The 21449-nt window shown below is 65.3% G+C and carries 9 protein-coding genes; 7 read left to right on the top strand and 2 right to left on the bottom strand.

Features of this window, described 5'->3' with window-relative positions:
• From pilM to odhB, 7 genes are all read left to right on the top strand, one after another.
• The gene (gene pilM, locus KF838_08205; GenBank protein QYK46769.1) at positions 1 to 1605 is read left to right on the top strand and encodes a pilus assembly protein PilM; all 1605 of its coding nucleotides are present in this window, start codon (positions 1 to 3) and stop codon (positions 1603 to 1605) included.
• Positions 1602 to 2579, top strand: a complete 978-nt coding sequence (locus KF838_08200) for a hypothetical protein (protein ID QYK46768.1) — start codon at positions 1602 to 1604, stop codon at positions 2577 to 2579. Before pilM ends, KF838_08200 begins: the two co-directional genes overlap by 4 nt.
• A 55-nt stretch (positions 2580 to 2634) precedes the next feature.
• On the top strand, positions 2635 to 13914 hold the full coding sequence (locus tag KF838_08195) for a hypothetical protein (protein ID QYK46767.1): 11280 nt from the start codon (positions 2635 to 2637) through the stop codon (positions 13912 to 13914).
• A complete protein-coding gene (locus KF838_08190) occupies positions 13911 to 14444 on the top strand; it encodes a hypothetical protein (GenBank protein ID QYK46766.1) in 534 nt (177 codons plus the stop codon). The genes KF838_08195 and KF838_08190 overlap by 4 nt, the downstream gene beginning before the upstream one ends.
• Positions 14445 to 14534: 90 nt before the next feature.
• On the top strand, positions 14535 to 15422 hold the full coding sequence (gene pstB, locus KF838_08185; protein QYK46765.1) for a phosphate ABC transporter ATP-binding protein: 888 nt from the start codon (positions 14535 to 14537) through the stop codon (positions 15420 to 15422).
• 186 nt (positions 15423 to 15608) lie between these two features.
• Entirely contained in the window at positions 15609 to 18512 is a 2904-nt protein-coding gene (locus KF838_08180; GenBank protein QYK46764.1) for a 2-oxoglutarate dehydrogenase E1 component, read from the top strand.
• 34 nt (positions 18513 to 18546) lie between these two features.
• On the top strand, positions 18547 to 19812 hold the full coding sequence (gene odhB, locus KF838_08175; protein ID QYK46763.1) for a 2-oxoglutarate dehydrogenase complex dihydrolipoyllysine-residue succinyltransferase: 1266 nt from the start codon (positions 18547 to 18549) through the stop codon (positions 19810 to 19812).
• Between the two features lie 53 nt (positions 19813 to 19865).
• Here the strand turns inward: odhB and KF838_08170 are convergent, their stop codons facing one another.
• Together KF838_08170 and KF838_08165 are read right to left on the bottom strand one after the other, a co-directional pair.
• Positions 19866 to 20366: a low molecular weight phosphotyrosine protein phosphatase gene (locus KF838_08170; protein ID QYK46762.1), complete on the bottom strand. Its 501-nt coding sequence runs from the start codon at positions 20364 to 20366 to the stop codon at positions 19866 to 19868.
• Positions 20363 to 21445, bottom strand: a complete 1083-nt coding sequence (locus KF838_08165) for a hypothetical protein (GenBank protein ID QYK46761.1) — start codon at positions 21443 to 21445, stop codon at positions 20363 to 20365. Before KF838_08165 ends, KF838_08170 begins: the two co-directional genes overlap by 4 nt.
• Between the last annotated feature and the right edge of the window lie 4 nt (positions 21446 to 21449).

The raw sequence follows: 21449 nt of genomic DNA, 5'->3' as shown, positions 1-21449 counted from the left end.
ATGCCACGAAGATCCGACATGCTGGCGATCGAGTTCGATGGGTCGCGCCTCCTTGGCGCACGCATGTCCGTGGCATCCGGCAAAGTTGTCGTGCGCGAACTCATCGAGTCTCCAGCACCGGAGGGTCTCGACCGTGGCGATGCCGCCGCGATCGGAGCGTGGTTGGGGCGCGTCGCCGCCGAGAGCCGCCTCTCACTCCGCCGCGTTGTCTTCGTCGTGGGTCGCGAAGAGGTCATTCTCAAACGGATGAATATCCCCGGCGGAGCCGGCCTGAACCAGACCGAACTGGCCGGGCTCGTCCGACTCTCTCTCTCACGCCAGATGACCGTTGCCATCGATGGCGCGGGTATCGACTTCATCCGTGTTGATACATCCGGCGATGAGAGCGGTGCCGCCACCGTTGTCGCCGCCGCACTGCCGGCAGATCGGCTCGCCTGGTACCGGGCCGTTGCCGGTGCAGCAGGTGCTCGTGTCGGGGGGATCCAGCTCGCGATCTCCGGAATCTCCGCCATCGCACGCGGCATCGCCGCTCGTCACGACGGACCCGCGCTCTGCATCGCGCTCAGCCGCTCAAAGGCCGAGTTCCTCGTCCTTGAGAGCGGCCAGATCGCAACCGCACGCGCGGTAGAGATCGGCGCGCCTCAAGATGACGGTGGCTTGGAGCAGTACGCCGCACGTGTCGTGGTCGAGGCGAGAAGAACGTGGATGGGTTGGACCAGCGGACGCGAAGGTTCTGTTCCAGAATCACTTCTCCTCTTCGGCGATGCGGATCTAGCCGAGCGGGTTCGGGCTCGGAGCGCCGACGCCTCGCTCGCGAGCCAGGTTCGAGTCGCATCGCTCCCTCCCGGCGTCCTGATCGAGCCCGATACCAAGCAACCCGCCGATGCCGCAACCGGCGCGTTCCAGTCGATCATCGGCATCGGCGTCTGCCGCGCCGAGTCTCACGAAGCTTTCGATTTCGCGGTCGTCAAGAAAGGGCCGGATCCGAAGGCCAGGCGTCGCCAACTCGCCCTGGCAGGCACATTCTCGCTCATCATCATGCTTGGCGGCGCATGGGTTGTTGCCCAGATGAGACTCGCCGAGTTTCGCGAGAGCCGGGACACAGCCCGAGCCGCCATGAATCGTGCGGGCACGCAGTACGCCGACCTGCTCGTGCAGGAGGTAAGGGCAGAAAGCGTCGAGAGATGGGCTGGCGCGGGGATGGACTGGCTCGGACATCTCACGTGGCTCAGCGATCAGATGCCCGATCCGAAAGACGGCCAACTCGACGAGGTCTCCGCCATCATGAGCGCCGATGTCGAGTTCGTTCCGCGCGATCGCTCCGTCGCCGGTGCGCAGTGGACAAGTCGCCAGCAGGCCGTCTTCTCGCTCTCCGGCAAGGTCATCAAACGTGAGATCGCGCTCGATCTCCGCGGGCGCCTGGTGCGTGGAGATTTGTACAAGGTCGTGAACCAATCGGCGGACACCGAAGACCGATTCAGTTTCGATCTCGTCACATCCCGCCGAACGCCATCAGACTCCGCCCCTTCATCTCCCGCCGCAAAGCCCGATGCAAGGCCGGCCTCGAACGGAAGCTCGCCCGCACCGGGAGGACGCGGCACATGAGACGCTTCCTCAAGCCAACGCTACTCGTGCTTGCCGCGATCATGTTCGCCGGCGCATCCTGGTACGGATACCGCGCGATGTACGCGAACGAACGCGATGCCTTGCTCAAAGAGACAGCCGACCTGCGGCGCGCCCAGGTTGCCTACGAGAAAGAACTCCAGCGCCAGCAAGCAGTACGCGACCGCCTCGCCGCGATGGCCTCCACAACCCTCGGCAAACAGTTCGATCGTGTCGATCATCGACTGCGCACGGGGTTGAGTCGGGTGGGGCAGGATGCAGGCCTGACCGATGTCGTCGTCAGCAGCACACCCCCGAAAGACGAGCGAAACCCCGCCGCCGTTGCCAGAAACATGGAACGTCTGATGCAGGATCGCATCAAGAAGTCTCCAAACTTCTCTGTGGTTCGCGCTCAGGTGAAAGGTACGGGCACACTGCCGCAGGTCCTGCAAGCGCTCGCGACGTATGCCTGCCAGCCGTGGATCCATCGAATCGACACCCTCAACATCCGTCCCGTCGGACGCGAACGAGAGAGGTTCGAACTGAAACTCGACGTCGCGACCATCTGGATGCCCGATCTCTCGACGGACGACCCGAACGATCCCTCCATCATCGCTCCGGGCGAGTCAGGCGTGCAGGCAATCGCCTTGATCACAGCGAAGAACGTCTTCAAAGTGCCGACGCCTCCCCCCAGAACACCCAACCGAGCCGTCGCGGCGGCCCCCCCCAAACCACCGGAACCAGCCCCGCCCTTCGCGGAATGGAAACTGACAGGGGTCATCTCCGGACGGCGCGGCGTCGAGGCCCTCATGCTCAACATGAGGGATGGCGAGCGGCGAGTGCTCGCACCGGGTGCCGCCGTGCTCGGCGCTACGCTCGTTTCGGGGGCTGGCGAAGAGGCCGTCTTCGAGCTCGAAGGCACGATGTGGACAGTTCGGACAGGCGCGACACTGGCAGACCGGATCAGGAAGGAATAGGTAGACTGTGCGGGTGGTCGGACAATCGACCGCTCACACGGAAGGAGCGGGTTCTATGGCGTGGAGACGCAACACTGGCGCGGTCATTGCCTCACTCGTGCTCTGCGCAGGGCACCCGATCTCGATCTGGCACCTCGACTCGCTCGCCTTGGCACAAGAAGCCCAGCCGCCCGCGGCTCCCCCCGTCGTGCAGCTGGATGCAAGCCCGGTCCCTCCCGTCGGCATCCGCTTCAACTTTAAGGACTCCCCCTTCGATCAGGTGATCGACTTCTTCTCGCGCGAGTCCGGGTTGCCGGTCATCAAGGAGACCGACGTTCCCGCCTCCGCCCTGACCTTCATCAGCGAAGAGTCTTACACCCTTGACGAAGCGCTCAGCATCCTGAATCTGAACATGGCGAGGTTCGGCGCGCACCTCCGTCGCGAAGGCAAGTATCTCTACCTCTCCTCGCTCCAAGACGCCGCTCGCAAACCGATGAGAGTCTCCGGTGACGAAATCCCGTCCGAGATCATGCCGGACGAGATGCTGACGATCACGATCCCGCTCAACAACGCAAGGGCCGAACTCGTCGCCGCGCAGATCAAGCCCCTCCTCGGCGCATACGGCGGCATCACCCCCATCCCCGCGCAGAACATGGTCGTGATCGTCGAGACCGCGGCGCAGTGCCGCAGGATCCGCGAGATCGTCCGCTCGATCGACGAGGTCCGCCCCGTCGATTCCGCCTTCAAGCTTTTCCCGCTCAAGCACGCGAAGGCCGACTCCGTCGTCGCCGCACTCCGCGGCCTCGTCGGCGAGCGCCAGAAAACCGTGATCGTCGACAAGGACGGTCAGCAGCGCGTCGTCGAGGAGGTCAACGTCGCCGGCCTCAACATCCAGCCGGATCCGCGCACGAACTCAGTCATCGCTGTCGGCTCCGAGAGCCGCCTACGCGTCGTCGAAGAGCTCGTTGGCCTGCTGGACGTTCCACCCGGCGGCGAATCCGGCGACCAGCAGCTGATCTCATTCTCCCTCCAGGGGCTCACGGTCGATCTCGCCCAGCAGGCGCTGAACGCTGTCTACGCACAGGTCCCTGCAGACCGCAAGCCCGTGGTCGTCACAACGCCGGATCAGCAGCGCGTCACCGTCATCGGGCTCCCTCTCTATCTGCGTACCGCGACCGCACTCATCGGCGCGCTCGATCCCGCCGGCGCGCCCGATGGACTCCCCATCACTCGTGTCGCCCGCACAATCCGCTTGATGCATGTCGTCCCGAATCAGATCGAGTCGGTCCTCTCCCGGCTGCTCACGCCTCGCCAGCAGCAGGTGCTCCGATACGTCGCAGCGCCCGATCGATCCTCCATCATCGTCACAGGACCCGAGTCCGACGTTGACGCCGTCGCCGCGCTGATCGCAGGGCTCGATGTTCCCTCCGAGGCAGATCGAGACGTGCGGCTCTTCACCATCGCGGGTGGCGACCCAGCCGATGTCCTCGCTCGCGCGAAGGATCTCTACAAGGCCGCGGGGTTCGATCTCGCCAGGCCCATCCACGCCGCACTCGAGGCCGAATCCCGCACCGTCACGCTGATCGGCGCCAGAGAGAGCATCTCAAAGTTCGAAGAACTCCTCCGATCAGCGGAGGTCAGCGCACGCATCGAGCAGGAAACCCGCACCTTCCAGGTCTCGTCAAAGCCCAGCGAACTCGCGCCCATACTCGCCAGAGTCGCTCGTCCCATCCTCGAACCCACCGACGGCGCGCGATACGTGCCGCCCAGCATCGAACCCATCGACGATGTGGCCAGCGTGATCGTTCGGGCCAAGTCCGAGCAGTTCCCCGCGATCGAGGCCATGATCCGCCGCCTCGATGACTCCCGCAAACTCGGCGATGCCGAGATGCGCACCTATCGCGTCCAAAGAGTTGCGCCCGACGCCATGGCCGCCACCATTCGCCGCATGGTGGACGCAGGCACCATCTACGGTCCGGCGGGCGCGCCCTCGGGCGCGAGGGGCGTCTTCGTCGACGTCGAGCCCACAACCCGCACCCTTCTCGTCACCGGTCCTTCAGTGATCTTCCCACAGGTTGAGAAGATCCTCGCCGAACTCGACGTCGCAAGAGTCAGCCCGGCCGCCCTCAAGATGTACGACCTTGCGCACGCCAGGGCCGACCGCCTCTCACCTCTTCTTGAGCGGCTGCTCCTCGTACGGATCCGCGAGGCGCAGAGCGGAGGAGAACTTCCGCTCGGCGTCGACGCGCGCTCGTTGCTCGAGATCGTCCCCGACGCGCCCTCGAACAGACTCATCATCTCCGCGCCGGAGTCGGTCCACGCCGTCGCGGTTGAACTCCTCAAGACGCTCGACAGCGAGCAATCCAGCGCGGGCAACAGCGTCGTCAAAATCATTCCGCTCGCCTTCGCCGAGGTGAACGCCACGGTTGCCGCCTTGGGCCAGGCCGTCGGCTCGATGCAGTTCCCCAGCGGCGGCCGCGTCACCGTCACCGGCGCGCCCGGCGCAAACTCGATCATTCTCGCCGGCCTCGAGATGGATATCCGCACGGTCGAAGAGTTGATCGAGCCGCTCGATGTGCGTCCCACAAGCGCGGAAACGCCCGCCGTTGAGACCTTCGCCCTCAAGCACGCGGATGCCGCCCAGATCGCCACCACAGTGGAGAGGTTGCTCGTCGATCAACAGGAAACCGACCCGCGGATCCTGACCCTCCAACTTCGTTACGCGCAGAACCGTCCCGATCTGTTCAAGAAGCCGACCATCCGTGTCCAGGCAGAAACCAGAACAAACGCGCTCATCGTCTCAGCGCCGCAGGGCACGCTCGAACTCGCGCGCTCTGTCATCGAGAAGCTCGACCAGCCCGCCAGCGATCCGGAGCGCACCGCCGCGTCATACTCGCCTACACGGGGCGATGCGAACACGCTGGCCTACGCGGTCGCCAGAATCGTCAACGCCACGCTCCCACAGGGACGCTCACCCCTCGAGTTGTCCATCGAGCCACGCTCAGGAGCGATCCTCGCCCTCGGCACAAAGACACAGGTCGAAGAAGCATTGCGCCTTCTGAAAGAGCGCGACGAGCAATCCATCGCGATGCCCGCGAGCGAGGTCAGAATCCTCGAGCTCAAGCACTCCGACGCCAGTTCGGTCGCACAGATGGTCCAGCCCATGCTCCTCGATCGCTCGAGATGGCCGGAGGATCTCCTCCGCGCCGAGCGAGCCGGGCTCGCCCTCTCCATGCCCAGCGTCCGGGCCGAGACCCGCTTCAACCGGCTCGTGCTCAGCGGCCCCAGTCTCCTCATGCCGATCGCCGATGAACTCATCTCGGCCTTCGATCGTCCCGCACAGACAGGCCCGATCGATGTCCGCGTCTTCCGCCTCACCGAGGGTTCCGCACAAACCGTCGCCGACGCCGTCCGCGCCGCACTCGCCGGAACACTCATGCCCGGCGAACAACCCGCATCCGTCTCCGGCGAACCCTCCGGAAACACCATCCTCGTCGCGGGCAGCGCCGCACAGCTCGCTCGTGCCGCCCAGCTCATCGAATCCATGGACACCGCCGGTCGAGGCGATGGCGCAGGCGTTCGAACCGTCTTCCTGAAGAATGCCCGCGCAGAACAGGTCGCACCCCTCGTCGAGCAGGTTCTGAGGAAGGAATCCCTCCTCAGAATGCTCCCCGAATGGCAGCGCGGCCAGGCCCTGCTCCAGAGTGGCGGCAAGATCGAAGCCGAGATCCGCGTCGCCGCAGAGAAACGCCTCAACGCGGTCGTCGTCAGCGGCCCTCTCGCCACCCTGACCCTCGCCGAGCAGATGATCACCGAACTCGACGTAAAGCCCGAAACCGACTCCACGTCGAGCGTCGTGCGCGTCATCACGCTCCACGGTGCGGACGCCGCCGAGCTTGCCGTCAGCATCGGCGAAGTCATCGGCGAGCAGAACGATCAGGGGCCCGCGCCGACCCTTCGCGTCGACCGCCAGAGCAACTCCCTCATCGTCAGGGCGACGCCCGATCAGATGAAGTTGATCGAGTCCCTTGTGAAGCAACTCGACCAGGCCGCGCTCGCCTCAAGCCGACAGGTCCGGATGATCCCGGTCGATCGATCAAGAGCCGATGCCGCGCTCATGGCCGAGACCCTGAAGCGCCTGCTCGAAGACCGAGGCGGCCTCACCGTCGAAGTCATCTCCTCCGAAGAGCTCCTGAAGAGATCCGGTGCCGCTGGCCGCGAAACGCCCGACATGCCGGCCACAAAGCCCTCAAGCAACGCAGCACCCCGTCACGACGTCCCTCCTGATCTTCAAACCATGCCCTTCCTCGCCCGCGCGCTGGCCATCGCCGCACTCGGCCAGCCCTCGGTCTCGAACGAACCCGAAGAGTCCACCGGCGGCCTCACCATCGGCGTCGATCCCGCAACAAACTCTCTAATCGTCGTCGGTCCCCCTCGACTGACCGACCGTGTCGCCGCGCTCGCCGCCCAGCTCGAACGCAGTCTGCCCTCAGAGCCCGGCAAGGTCCGCATCATCACACTCCCCGATGCGATCGATGCCAACTCGGTCGCCGCGATCGTCAACCAGACCATCGCTCGCATCGGGCGATCCGGCATCGAGAATCCCAGCGGCTTCTCCGGCTCGGTGTCTGTCGCTCCCGATCCGAGCGGCGGGGCCCTCATCGTCTGGTCGAATGACACAGACTTCGCGGTCGTCGGCGAACTCATCGGTTCCATGATCCACCAACGAGGTGGGCCGACGATGACCCTCCGCGTCCTCCCCCTCCAATCCATGACCGCCGCTCAGGCCGTTCAGGCAGTCAACGACCTCGTCAGCGCCGCGCCCCGCGGCATCCAGGCCAGACGCGTTCGAGCCATGCAATGGTCCCTTCCCGGCGCAGACACGCCGGGTACCGACACGCTCGCAACCATCGAGCCCGGCGCAATCCGTGTCGTCGCAAGCCCGGGTGGCGCATCGCTGATCGTGGCCGGCCCGGTTGAAGCCATGCCCATCGTTGAGCGATTTGTCTCCCTGCTCGATCAGGGATCCAGCGGCGATCGCCTCGCCATCCAGCGCTTGACGCTCGACAACGCCAGGCCCACCGAGATCGCCTCGACCCTCCAGCGGCTCTTCGATGCCAGACGCCAGGGCACACCCGGCGCGACGCAGGTCCGTGCCCAGTTTGTCGGAGACGATCGCTCCGGCTCGCTCCTTGCCACCGGCACCCCCGACGAAATCAAAGAAGCGCTCGAACTCGCCGCCTCCATGGACAATCCCGCGGCATCCCGCGACTTTGCCTTCAAGGTCATCGAACTCAAGAACGCGCGGGCTATGGACATCGGGCCGACGCTGCAGAATCTCGCCGGCGAGATGCAGTGGGAGCGAATCTCCGGCCGCGCGGGCCAGAATGACAAAGATCGTTTCTACCTTGAACCGAACGAGCGCACGAACTCCATCGTGATCATGGGCCGCCAGGAGACCATCGAGACCGTCGAGGGCATCGTGCGTTTGCTCGATGTTCCGCCGGGCGAAGCCGGCGCGGTAGCGGTCAAGGCGGTCGCCGTGCAATCCGCTGATCTGGCATCGATCAAGTCGGTCATCGAGCGTGCCATGGCGACGCCCGGCTGGCGCCCGTGGCGTGGCCCTGATCCCGACGGAGTCACGGTCGAGATCGATCGTCTGAGGCGGGCCGTCGTTCTCGTCGGCAAGAATGATCGCGTCGAAGCCGCCGCCAAGTACATCGCCGACCTCGATGTCGGCGGTCCAGGCGCGACGATCGAAACGATCCGGCTCGAGCACGCCTCGGCCGAGCGCGCCGCGGCCAGTCTCCAGCGTTTCTTCGCAGCCAGGAACCAGGCCCAGGGGCTTCGCGCCGATAGCTTCTCAATCCTCGGTTCTCCCGAGGGGAACGTCATCATCGCCTCCGGCGATGTGGAAAGCATGAAGCTCTTGCGTGACCTCGTCGCGCAGATCGACCAGCCCGAACTCGGTGCCGACCGCTCCATCGAGGCCTACACCGTTCGCAACGCAACCGCACAGGATGCCGCATCCACCATCCGCTCCATGTTCCCCCGAAGCGGACGCGCTGAAGATCAGGTGATCGTCACGCCCCAACCGAGCACCGGCACCCTCATCGTCTCCGCGCCCACAACCCTGCAGACGCAGATCGCCGATCTCGTCCGACAACTCGACACGCCGCCGACCGATGGCGGGGCGACGCTCGCAACGGTCAAGCTTGAGTCCGCCCGCGCGACCGAGGTCGCGAACGCGCTTCGTGCCGCCCTCCCGCAGACCCTCCGCGTGACCGTCACGCCGGTCGAGCGCAGCAACTCGATCGTGCTCTCGGGCTCCCCCGAAGCAATCCAGTACGTCATCGATCAGGTCAAGAAGCTCGACGAGCAGCCCGCCCGAACCATCGCTTCGTTCAAGAGGGTAACGCTCGAGCACGCCGTTGCCGATCGCGTCTGGGCATCCATGAACGAACTGCTCCGAAACCGCCCCCGGGTTCCCGGCGAAACACCCGTGAACCTCGACTACTCCGCGACCGAGAACGCCATCTCCATCGCCGCACCGGCCGATCAGATCGACGAGATCGAGGCCATGATCAAGGCCCTCGACGTCCCCGCTTCAACGACACGCACGACCGAGTTCGTCAAGCTCGATTTCGCCGATGCAGAGCAGGCCTCCAAGGCGCTCGGCATGTTCTACGGCCGCTCCGCCCCGGAGGCCACAAGCCCAGGTGCACGCAACGTCACGATCGTCGCCGATCCCGCCTCCAACTCCCTCGTCGTCAGCGCCGAGCCGACCCAGTGGGAGGGCATCCGATCGCTCCTCAAGAAACTCGATACCGAGGACTACGACCGCTCCCGTCAGTTGGAGGTGATGCCGCTCCGCTTCGCCGATGCGACAGGTGTCGCCCGCGCCATCAACGAGGGCTTCCGCGCCATCGTTCAGGAGCAACTCGAAGCACGACGCCTCCGCGTCGAAGAATCGCGCAATCGCGGGGCCAACGCCCGCGCGGGAGAGTCCGCTGCTCCTTCGCTGCTCGTCGATGAAGAGGGCATCCCCAGCGTCGCGCCGGAGATCCAGACCAACTCCCTCGTCGTCTTTGCCGGCAAACGCTACATGGACCGCATCCGTGGCATCGTGGCACGCCTCGACGAGCCGGATTCCCTCCGCCTGCCGGAGGCACGTGTCGTCCCCCTCAGGGGCGGCAGCGCGACCGCAGTCGCCAACTCGATCCGAGAAGTCTTCGCCGCATCATCCGGTGCAGGCAGAAACGCCAATCCCAGGGCACTGGTCGTCGTCGGCGACGAGGCCAGCAACTCCCTCATCGTCCGCTGCGACGACACGCAGTTCACCCAGGTCAAGGCCCTCGCCGAGGCGCTCCAGGGGCAGGCCGATGTCACACGCCTCGCGACAAGAGTTCTCAAACTCGAGCACGTTCCCGCGGCTCGCCTCCGTCAGACGATCCTCGCCACCTTCACGCCCGTCGCGCAGCAGAATCGTGAGACACTCGCCGTCGAGATCGATCGTACCGCGAACGCCCTCGTCATCGCCTCAAGCCAGCGACTCTTCGAGCAGATCCAGACAACCATCAAGGAACTCGACACACCCGCGCTCGGCACCGCCGACGGAGAGAGCATCACTCCCGGGCTCGGCCAGGTCGTCTCGATCGTCGATCTCACCAACACGTCTCCCGCTGATATCAAGCGCACGCTCGACCAGCTCGGCATCTCCGGCGCACAGCCGTCCGATCGCCCCGGCATCGTCTCCGAGCCCGTCACAACCGTTGCCCTGACCACACGCCAAGCGATCGCAGTTGTCGCCGGTCCCGCCGACGCCCGCATCGTCAGCGGCCTCATCAGACAGATCGATTCCGATCCCGTCGAAGCCGATCAGGCCGTCGGCATCGTGCGTCTCCGCATCGCGGGCGCCAACCAACTCGTCAATACCCTGAGACTCATGCTCAATCCCGCCGAACAGGCGAGCCAGACAGGGCCCGCCCGGGCCATCGCCGAGCAGGTCAGAAGACTCAGCGTGATCCGAGAGGGTGTCGGCAAAGACCCGCTCAAACTCGATCTCTCCAAGCCGATCCGCCTCATCCCTGACACTGAAGCCAACACGATTCTGGTTGCCTCCACGCCCGGCAACGTCGAAGCGGTCCGCGCTGTGATCGACACGCTCGACACCCTCGCCACCGGCGACGCGGTCGTGATCCGCATGTTCGCGCTCGAGAACGCTTCGGCGGTGCGAGCCCGCACCGTCGTCGACACACTCTTCCGTCAGGGCGAGGCACTGCGCCGGCTCCCCGGGACGGCCAGACAGGGTCTCCCGACCACCGCAACCGGCAGGGCACTCGCCGGAGAGATCGCCCTCGCCGTCGATGATCGAACCAACACACTCGTCGTTGCCGGCCGCGAAGAGGCCGTCGCGCTCGTCGAAGTCCTCATCCGAGATCTCGACAGCACCGAGGCCACCAGTTGGATCGAGCCAACCATCCTCCAGCTCAAGCACGCGGATGCCAACGCCATGGCCGATCTGCTTCGGCGGACGCTCGTCCAGGGCCTCGCCGGCACACCCGAGGCGCTCGGCATCCAGCGTCAGATCGCCCGCCTCCGCGTCGTTGACTCTGGCCGCGACCCCGCCGACCCGCGCGCCTCGGTCCAGGGCGACCTCTTCGCTCCCATGACCGGGCTCGTGATCCAGCCCGCGCTCCCGATGAACGCGCTCGTTGTGATCGGCTCCGCTTCCAACCTCCGCATCGTCACCGAACTCGTCGCGCAGCTCGACGTCGAACCGGCCGCCGCAGCAAACTCGGTCCGCTTCTTCCCGCTCAACCACGCCAACGCGGCCCGTGTCGCGAGCATGGCCTCCGAGATCTTCCGCCAGCGCCAGGCGACCGGCGCGATGCGCCCCGAAGACGCCCTCGTCGTCACCGCCGATATCCGCACCAACTCCCTCATCGCTTCGACCAGCGTGAGCAGCTTCTCGATCCTTGAAGCCCTCCTCAAGACCCTCGACACGTCGGAGACCAACGAAGCGGTCGGGCTCCACGTCGTCCCGGTGCCCGGCGTCGATGTCGCATCGCTCGCGCCCCGCGTGCAGCGACTGATGCGTGAACGCCTCGAAGCCGCTCGCCGCGCCGGATCCATCGAGCAGCCGCAGGACGCGTTCTCCATCGAGCCCGACGCCGCAAACTCACTCCTGATCGTCGCCTCCAGCGACGAGAACCTCGCCGTGGTGAAAGACCTCATCGTCTCCCTCACGGCCGATGCCGCTGCCGTCGCAGGCGCCGAACGCACAACCCTCATCCCGCTCGGACAGATGAGAGCCGCCGATGTCGCCGACACCGTCAACGCACTCTACGTCCAGAAAGAGATCGCCCGACGTGGCCAACGCGCCGTCAGCGTCGTTCCAAATGCTCAACTGAACGCCCTCGTGGTCAGCGGCACTGAATCCGATGTCAACGCCATCCGTGGAATCATCGAGCGAATGGAGTCGGCCGAGGTCACCGCCGTTCAGGATGTCAGACGCCTCGAGCTCCGCACCGCCAACGCGCTCGAAGTCGTGAACCTGCTCGAGAACGTACTCGCCGGCCGCACGCTCGGCGGCGGCCGAGGCGTCGGCGCAACCCAGGCCACACGCATCCGTTTCCTCCGTGATCAGATCGCCGACCAGATCGAAGGACGCACCGGCCGCGAGGCCACGGAGGCCGCTGTCGACGGCGCGATCCGAGACCAGGTCCGTATGACGCCCGATCTGCGCACCAACTCGCTGATGGTCGCCGCGCCGCCCGCCGTGATGGAAGTCATCGCCGCTATCGTCGCCGATCTCGACACAACCTCCGCCGGCTCACGCCGTGTCGAGTGGTTCCGTCTGAAGAACGCCGACGCCCGCGCCATGGCCGATGTCCTCCGTGATCTGTTCAGTCTCCAGCAGCAGGGCGATCGTCTCGTTCTCGTCCCGACGCAGACCGATCTGAGATCCCCGGGCGAGAGCGATCCCGCCGCGCCCGCGTTCAACAACACGACGCTCACACCCATTCCCGACACTCGCAAGGAGCTCTCGATCACGATCGACGCCCGGACCAACACGCTCCTCGTCTCAGGAACCGACGAGTATCTTGAGATGGTCCGCTCCGTCGTCGATGAACTCGACGGGATCGAAGCAACCGAGCGCCTCCAACTCGTCTACAAACTTCGCTACGCAAAGGCCGACGAGGTCGAACGCACCCTCGCCAGATACTTCCAGGAAGAATCAACCAAGATCCGCTCCACACTCGGCCCGTCTCAGACCGGCTCGCTGACACGCCAGCTCGAGCAGGAAGTCACGGTCGTCGGCGACGGCAAAAGCAACAAGCTCGTCGTCTCGACCTCGCCTCGCTACGCCGAGATCGTCCAGTCCATCATCGAGGAACTCGACGCCGCTCCGCCCCAGGTCATGATCCAGGTCCTCCTCGCCGAGGTCACGCTCGATGCCTCACGCCAGTGGGGCATGGACTCGACCGCAGGGCCGTTCGGCGGCAACATGTGGCAGTTCGGCGCGCTCGGCGCGGGCGCGGGCGTTGCGACCGCTCTCGGCGTTGCGAACCTCTCCATTTCGAGCAACGACTTCAGCGTCCTGATCCGTGCGCTCGAAGTCCAGGGCAAGCTCGAAGTGCTGAGCAGACCCCAGGTCACGGTCAATAACAACGAGCGGGCCCTCATCCAGGTCGGTGAAGACATCGCCATCGTCACCGGTGTCGAACGATTGGACAACGGCAACACACGGTCCGACGTCGAACGTCGAGATGTCGGAATCATCCTCAACGTCACGCCATCCATCAGCGCCGACGGGTTCGTGCGGCTCGAAATCGCCCCCGAGATCTCTTCCGTCAGCCAGCGCACCACCCAGATCTCCGAGGACTTCGAAGCCCCGATCATCACCACACGTAAGGTCGACACCGTCGTCACCGTCAAGGACGGACAGACGGTCGTCATAGGCGGCCTGATCCAGAACACCCAGGAAGATCGCCGCACCAAGGTCCCGCTGCTGGGAGACATCCCCATCATCGGCAACGCCTTCCGCTCGACCCAGGTCGAGAACATCAAGACCGAACTCCTCGTCATCCTCACGCCCAAGGTCGTGCCAGGCGATTCACCAAGCTCCATCGATCTCCAGAGCCGCTGGACACGCCACGAGATCGGACGCATGTCCAATCCCACCCAGATCCGCGACGCCCTCGAGATGCACGATGGCTCCCCACCTCCGACCACTCTGCCCCCGCTCGAAATGCGGGAGAGCAACCCGTCCGGCGCCGCTCCCGGCTCATCCTCGGCTGCTCAGGGCGACCGCGTCCGGACCGTCGGACGCAAAGAGGAGCGCCCGCGATGATCCCCGTCGCCCGACTCGCCATCCTTCTCGCTGCCCTGCTCTCGATCGGGCTCGCTACCGGCTGCGCCACATCGGATTCTTCGCGCCCACGCAGGCAGACCCAATCTCAGTTCCCCACCCAACCCTCCGACCTCAAGCCAGAGCGAGTCTTGGTCGCCAACGAGCCGCTCGAGGACCGAGATCTCAACGGCTTCGTGGACACCGTCCGCGTGATCGTCTATGTCTTTGGCGATACCAATCGCTTCGCCCTTCCCATGACCGTCGACGCCACCTTCCAGTTCCGTATGGTCGGCGAACAGGGACAGTCGCTCGGGGTCTGGGCGTTCGCGCCGCGCGAGACCAGTCGCGCCGTCTTCCCCACACAGCCCGGCCCGGCCTACGGCTTCGAACTCAACCTCAACGCCGTCGGCACAGACCGAATCCCATCCCAGGCCGCACGCCTCTCTTGCGAGATCACACTCGCCGATGGAACCAGAGTCGTTTCCCGAGAGCCGCTCGAACTCCGCGTGGGCGGCAGAGCGCCAAAATGAACGCTCCAACCATGCACACGAATTATGAGGATCGCGCAAAGACGTCTCCGACACGGGCCATGAGGGCCGCCGCCGCTACCATCTACTCGCATGCCCACAACACAGCTTGAGGCAGGGAAGCACGTGCAGGCCACAAAGCGCCCAGGGCGCTCATACCCGGTCATCGAGGCCATCCGAAGGGGCGAGACTCCCGCTCCCGTCATCCACGAGACAGTCGTCTCCGGCGATCCCGTGCTTAGCATCGAAAACTTCTGCCTCTACTACAGCGCCGCAAAGGCCCTCTACGACGTCACAACCCAAGTCCCCCGAGGCAAAGTCACGGCCATCATCGGTCCGTCCGGCTGCGGCAAGTCAACGCTCCTCCGCTCCGTCAATCGTCTCAACGACCTCGTGGAAGGCGTCCGCATCACAGGCGACATGCGCCTGAACGGCACCTCCGTCTATGGCCGTGATGTCGATGTGATCGACCTCCGCAAACGCCTCGGCATGGTCTTCCAGAAGCCCAATCCCTTCCCGATGTCGATCTTCGAGAACGTCGTCTACGCCCTCCGCATCGATGGCGAGCGCCGCCGCAAGGTCCTCGAAGAGGCCTGCGAACGCAGTCTCAAGGGTGCCGCCCTCTGGGATGAGGTCAAAGACCGATTGAACCAGTCCGCCCTCGGCCTCTCGGGTGGCCAGCAGCAGCGTCTGTGCATCGCCCGGGCCATCGCCGCCGAGCCCGAGGTCCTCCTCCTCGACGAGCCATGCTCAGCCCTCGACCCGATCGCGACGCTCAGAATCGAGGAGCTGATCCACGAGATCAGCAGCCGCTACACCGTCCTCATCGTCACCCACAACATGCAACAGGCGACCAGGGTCAGCGACTACACCATGTTCATGTACTTGGGCCGACTCGTCGAACACGGAACGACCGAGGATATCTTCCAGAACCCCCGCCTCTCAGAGACCGAAGACTACGTTACCGGCAGGTTCGGCTGAGCACCGCCGGGGGGGACTCAACACGGTCCGAAGTGTCTCGTCTCCTTTACGCCGAAACCCCCGAAGGTCTGAGAATCAGGCCAGTCCTGTTCGCGAACCGCCGATAGATGGGCCTACCATCCCGGTTCAAGCGTTGGCGCGCGCCGCCCGCACGGTTACGTGGCTCGCTCGCCGTCGAGGTTCATCATGGCTGGGTCAACCCAAGCGCAGCAGTTGCAATCACTTACGCCATCCGTGAACGGCTGGAACGCCGACTTCCTGGAGGCCGAGTTCGATCGGTATAGGCAGGATCCAAACTCGGTAACGCCCGACCTGCGGGCGTTCTTCCAGGGCTTCGATCTCGCGCTGGCCGGTGGCGGACCGCGAAGCACGACCAACTCCTCGGGTTCCGCCGCAGTCGGCAGCTTCGAGCACGCAGTCTGGCACCTCGTCCACGCCTACCAGGAACTCGGCCACCTTTGCGCCGCCCTCGATCCATTCGACCGTCCACGGGAACGCCCCGCCGCGCTCGCGCCCGCCCACTGGGGTCTCTCCGATGCCGACCTCGACCGAGACGTCGACGGCTCGATTGTCGGGGTCGCCGGTTCCATCCGCCTGCGCGACATCATCGATCGCCTCGAGACCACGTACTGCCGCTCCATCGGCTGTGAGTTCATGCACGTTCAGAACCGCGAGGAACGCGACTGGCTCATCGCCAGGGCCTCCCGCAACGGAGGCGGCATCAAACTCACCCGAGGCGAGCAGGCACACGTTCTCGAACAACTCACCCGCGCCGAATCCTTCGAAACCTTCCTCGCAAAGCGCTATCCCGGCGAGAAGCGATTCAGTCTCGAAGGCGCAGAGTCGCTCATCCCCCTCCTCGACCGTCTCCTCGAACACGCCGCAGACAACGGCGTTCAAGAAGTCGTCATGGGCATGGCCCACCGCGGGCGGCTCAACGTCCTCAACAACATCCTCGGCAAGACCTACGAGCAGATCTTCACCGAGTTCGAGGACAGCTACCAGGATGGCTTCGCAGACGCCTCGGGCGACGTGAAATACCACCGCGGCTACTCCGGCGTCCGCACCTTCAGGTCCGGCAAGACCCTCCGTCTCGCCATGGCCAGCAACCCCAGCCACCTTGAAAGCGTGAACCCGATCGTCGAGGGCCGCACTCGCGCCAAGCAGCGCCTCCGGAACGATGTCGAGCGCAGACGCGTCGTCCCTGTCCTCATCCACGGCGATGCCGCCATCGCGGGCCAGGGCGTCGTGGCCGAGTGCCTCAACTTCTCCCAGTTGGAGGGCTACACCACCGGCGGCACAATCCACGTCGTCGTCAACAACATGATCGGCTTCACAACGGTCCCGGAGGACTCTCGCTCCAGCCGCTACTGCACCGACGTCGCCAAGATGATCGACGCCCCGATCCTGCACGTGAACGCCGAAGACCCCGACGCGGTCTTCAAGGTCGCCGAGATCGCGCTGGAGTACCGCCTGGCGTTCCGCAAAGACGTCATGATCGACATGTGGTGCTTCCGCAAGTACGGCCACAACGAGCAGGACGAGCAGTCGTACACCCAACCCATCCTCGCCGCGCTCATCAAGGCCAAGGACAGCACCCTGACCTCATACGCCAAGCGCCTCCAGGCCGCGGGCGTCATCCAGCAGTCCGATATCGATGTCATCAACGGGCGTCTCTCTCAGTCGCTCGAGGACGCACAGGCCGCTGCCAAGCGTAAGCCCTTCGATCCCAACATCGACCCCGGCAGCGACCGCTGGCGCGGGCTCTCCCAGAAGTTCAATTTCGAGAGCGTCCCGACCAATGTCAGCATCGAAACGATCCGCGAGGTGAGCGAGGCGCTCGGCCGCGTCCCCGACGGCTTCAACGTCAACCCCAAGCTCAAGGCCCTTCTCAAGTCCCGGGCCGAGCTCTGGCGGGCCGGCGCAATCTCCCACGCCGACGCAGAAATGCTCGCATTCGGCACGCTCCTCCTCGAAGGCAACCACGTCCGGCTCTCCGGGCAGGACTGTCGCCGGGGCACCTTCTCGCAGCGTCACGCTGTCCTGCGAGACGCCGTCACAGGCGCGCCGTACGAGCCGCTCAACGGCATGCGCGAACTGGGCGAGCCCTCCACCGATCATCCGGTCGGGAGCCCCGGAGCCGACGGTCGCCCCCGCCAAGCCGGATTCAAGGTCTACGACAGCCCGCTCTCCGAGATGTCCGTCCTCGGCTTCGAGTACGGCTACTCCCTCGCCGATCCCAACGTTCTCGTCATCTGGGAAGCCCAGTTCGGCGACTTCGTCAACGGTGCGCAGGTCATCATCGATCAGTTCCTCGCGAGCGCGGAAACCAAGTGGGAACGCTGGTCCGGGCTCGTCATGCTCCTCCCGCACGGGTACGAAGGCGCGGGCCCCGAGCACTCATCCTGCAGGATCGAACGCTTCCTGCAACTCTGTGCCGAGCACAACATGCAGGTCGTCGTCCCCTCGACAGGAGCCCAGACCTTCCACCTCCTGAGAAGGCAGGTCAAACGCTCCTTCCGCAAACCCCTGATCGTCGCAACCCCAAAGGGGCACCTCCGTAAAGAGACAAGCACGATCGACGAGCTGGTCTCCGGCAGATTCTGGGAGATCATGGACGATCCCGCGTTCGTCTCGCGCGGGTCAGACAGGTCCAAAGTCAATCGCATCGTCTTCTGCTCCGGAAAGATCGGGCACGAACTCATGGAGCGACGCGACGCGATCGCTCGCACAGACGTCGCCATCGTCCGCGTCGAGCAGCTCTATCCGTTCCACGAGCAACTCGCCAAAGACATCATCGCCAAGTATCCCAACGTCAGGGAGCACGTCTGGTGCCAGGAAGAGCCGCGGAACACCGGCGCGTTCCTCTTCATCAGCGACATCGTCCGCTCGCGTCTCGGCATCGAGCTCACATACATCGGTCGCCGCGCCGCCGCCAGCCCCGCCGTCGGGTCGAAGACCGTTCACAAGCACGAGCAAGAGGACATCATCGCCGCCGCAGTCGGCCCCGCCGCCGGAACGACGGATACCGCGCCCCGCGCAACGGAAGCCGCAAAGCCCGGCAAGGCCAAGGCCGCTGCATCACGCTGATCACCGACCGCACACCCTCCACGAGAGCATCCTCATGTCGACGGACATCCTCATCCCGACTGTTGGCGAGTCGGTCGCCTCCGGTGTTATCTCCAAATGGCTCAAGGCCGACGGCGCGTTCGTCAAACGCGACGAAGCGGTCCTCGAACTCGAAACCGACAAGGTCAACATGGAGATCGTCGCCCCCGCCGACGGCATCCTCCGCCACGCCGCGAAAGAGGGCGACACCGTCAACGTCGGCGCTGTCGTCGGACGCATGGAAGCCGGCGGCTCACCCGCCGCGTCTGCTGCCTCTGTTGCCAGCGAGTCCGGGTCCGCGACCAGTGTGCTCGCGCCCCCCGCAGTCGACACCGTCAAGACCTCGGATCAGGCCGCAAACGGCGAGATCCGCGCCACACCGCTCGCGAAGAAGGTCGCCGCCGAGCACGGTGTAGACCTCTCCAAAGTCTCCGGCACAGGCGCCGGCCACCGTGTCCGCGAGCAGGACGTCATCGATTTCGTCAAGGGCAAGAGCCCCGCGCCGGCTGCTGCTGCCTCTACGCCAACCAAAGCCCCCGCGCCCGCTCCGTCAGGCCCTCGCGCGACCACGATCGAGCGCATGCCGCCGATCCGCCAGCGCATCGCCCAGCGCCTCGTCGAGGCCCAGCACACCGCCGCCATGCTCACCACCTTCAACGAAGTGGACATGACGCGCATCATGGCGCTCCGGGCAAAGTACAAAGAGTCCTTCGAGAAGAAGCACGGCATCGGGCTCGGGTTCATGTCCTTCTTCGTCAAGGCCGCCGCCAACGCCCTCGTCGAGTTCCCGATGGTCAACGCGTACATGGTCAAGGATGCCGAGGGGCATCCCGCCGTCCAGAAGCACGCCTACGCCGACATCGCGATCGCAGTCTCAACGCCCAAGGGCCTTGTCGTTCCCGTACTGAGAAACGCCGAACGCATGTCCTTCGCAGAGGTCGAGAGCGGCATCAAGGAACTCGCGACAAAGGCACGCGACGGCAAACTCACGCTCGAAGAGATGCAGGGCGGCACGTTCACGATCACCAACGGCGGCGTCTTCGGTTCACTCATGTCAACGCCCATCCTCAATCCGCCCCAGTCGGCGATCCTCGGGATGCACGCGACCAAGAACCGCGCCGTCGAGGATCCGGACAAGCCCGGCCAGGTCGCCATCCGACCGATGATGTACCTCGCCCTCTCCTACGACCACCGCATGGTCGACGGCGAGGGAGCCGTCCGGTTCCTCGTCAGGATCAAGGACCAGCTCGAGAATCCCGAACGCATCCTCCTCGAGGTCTGACACTGGGTGGCTCGGCTCTCCGAGCCGAGGCCCTCCTGCTGGCCACGCCCACCTCACTGCTCGCGCATCAGCTCATCGAGCAACCCCGTCGTTGCTCGATGCAGCATGTCGTACACCCGCACAAACCCGTCCCCACGACCGTAATACGGGTCGGGCACGTCCAACTCGTGCTCGGGTGACTCGCGGAGGGCCGGGTCGAACGACCGCATCAGATGCACACGTTCACCCGGCGCACCGAGGGTGATCAGCCCGGCCCGGTTGCTCCGGTCCATCGCCAGAATCAAGTCGAACCGCTCGAAGTCCGACTCCGGATCGACCTGCCTCGCAACGCTCGGCAGATGCACCCCCCGCGCCTGTGCCACCGCGATCGACCTCGGGTCCGCGGGCTCCCCCGTGTGCCACGCCCCCGTTCCCGCCGAGTCCACCAGGAAGCGGTCACGAACACCCCGTTCCGATGCAAGGTGGATGAAAATGCCCTCAGCCAGTGGCGAGCGGCAGATGTTCCCCATGCACACAAACAGCACACCCTTCCGATCACGCCCGAGCTCATTCACGCCAGAACCTCCGTCATCGGAGAGGATCCTGCCCACTGGCGACTGCCCACGCTGTACGCCGCGATGATCTGTTCTCGCAAACGGTCGGACCCCATCGCCCCCTCCGCCGCACGCCGCGCAAGCAAGGCCGTCTCAACCCTCAGCCCGCGGTCCTCGATCATCACCGAAAGGCACCTCGCCATCTGCTTCGTAGTCGCGGCCGACACAACGAGTCTCTCCTCAAGCGCTCCCGAGTACAACGCCTCAGGAGCCAACTCGCGAGGTGCGATCACAGGCACGCCTGACATGTGCGATCGTCCGATCGCTCGGCCGATCGCCCACCCGCTCACGCATGTCGCATGCACATCCGGACGAACGATGGCAACGTCGCAAGCCCTCCACGCGCTCACCTCGTCCGAACCGGCGCCGCCGACCTCACAACCGCTGTCTACCACGAGCACCCGAAGGTTCAGTCGCGTGGTCGCGTGGAATCGCCTCATGCGTGCCACCTGCGCCGCTCCCCGCGGCACAAGCACCGTCAGCGAAACGCCCCCGGCCACCAGAATCCCCGCGAAGAAAACCAGCCATCGCGCGTTCGTCGCCCCCGCAGGGTCCGCGAGCGCGCCGACCACACACTCGTCCGCGCCGATTCCCATCGCCCCCCTGATCGCCTCTCGTCCGACGCCGCCGTCGCAGACCTGCAGGCAAGCGAATCCCGCCGAACCACTCGCAAAGCCATGCCTGATCAGGCGATCAGGCCCCGCAATACGGAACGGAAGCGAGACCGGCTCGGCCTCCTCTCCGACGCTGAGCACAATCGGCCACCTCCGCCCGAACGCGACACGCAGCGCAGCCGCCCCACGCCTTGAGTAGCAATGGAACAACGCGCGCCCGTCCGGCGGACGCCGCACGCGTCGAAGTCCCGCGATCGCGCTGAGCAGCGTCCATCCCTCAAGGTCGAGGGAAACATGACGACAGTGGGGGGCCAGAGAGGGAGCGCACGCCCGAATCCCCTGCACATCCAGGTCACCAAGCATCCCGCGCTCTCGCTCGCTCGCGCCACGATCAAGCACATGGATGATTGTCAGGCCGTTCGCCACAACG

It is taken from the genome of Phycisphaeraceae bacterium (assembly GCA_019454185.1).
Lineage (GTDB): Bacteria > Planctomycetota > Phycisphaerae > Phycisphaerales > UBA1924 > JAHBWV01.
Note: the sequence above shows the minus strand (reverse complement) of the source record. Positions and strands in the feature narration are given on the sequence as shown.